The organism is Mesorhizobium sp. BHbdii (genome assembly GCF_053848045.1).
The window spans coordinates 1-894 of sequence record NZ_JBSPKX010000040.1 but is presented as its reverse complement, the minus strand read 5'-3'; the positions used below and the strand labels follow the sequence as shown (position 1 = coordinate 894).

The following is an 894-nucleotide window of genomic DNA, read 5'->3' as shown; positions in this document are numbered from 1 at the left end:
CGAGGACAGTTTTCGGCCAGCACCCGGCCGGCACCGATGCGAGAAGCTTGATGCCCTCAATCCCAGCCGAGCGGCAAACAACCACCATCATGGAAGCAATGCGTTATGGAAGCACCTGCGCTTTGGCGTCGGCACCTCGATGACACGTTCGAGTTCCTTAATCAGATCCGCAAGAGCTCAAGCCAGCAGGAAATCTGTCGCCACCTGATTTCCTATGCCGCGCGGTTTGGCGCCAGAAACGTGCTTGCGGGACCGATCCCGCCGCCTCGTGCGCTGCGGCGCGAGCAGATTTCGCATGTCCTGCTTGACGCCTGGCCACAACAATGGTCGGAGCGCTATTTCTCCAAAGGCTATCTTTATCGCGACCCTACCATTCAGCTTGTAAAGCGTGGGGCCACGCCCTTCCGGTGGAGCGAAATCGATCAAGTTGCCACGGTTTGTTCCTTCGGCCGGCGGGTCTTGGCGGAGGCATCGGAGTTTAAGCTACGCGACGGCTTCACGATTCCGTTTGCGACATTGAACGGACAGGCGGTCGGATTTTCTGTTGCCGGGGAGAAGCTCGAGCCGGATCCGCACGACCGCCTCGCCTTTCAGTTCGTCGCCGCTTGCGCCTTCGGTTGCGCGGCCATTCTTGCAGATGGAAAAAGTGCCTCCAAACCGGTACGTCTGTCGCCCCGACAACAGGACGTCCTGCGCTGGGCCGCCGAGGGCCTCACGGTGGACAAGATCGCTGACCGCCTGAACATCAGCCGCAACACGGCAGATACGCATCTGCGAACGGTGCGCGAGAGGCTCGGCGTGACAAACAACGTGCATGCTGTCGCGAAAGCTTTTCGCCTGGGGCTGATCAGCTAGCCTCACGCAATCGCGTGATGCCGCACCGGTTGGCGATAA

General features: G+C 60.3%; 1 protein-coding gene. It reads left to right on the top strand.

Annotated features, from left to right (window positions below; genetic code table 11):
- Positions 1-105: 105 nt before the first annotated feature.
- The gene (locus ACWTU8_RS31655; RefSeq protein ID WP_455851230.1) at positions 106-855 is read left to right on the top strand and encodes a helix-turn-helix transcriptional regulator; all 750 of its coding nucleotides are present in this window, start codon (positions 106-108) and stop codon (positions 853-855) included.
- Positions 856-894: the final 39 nt, after the last annotated feature.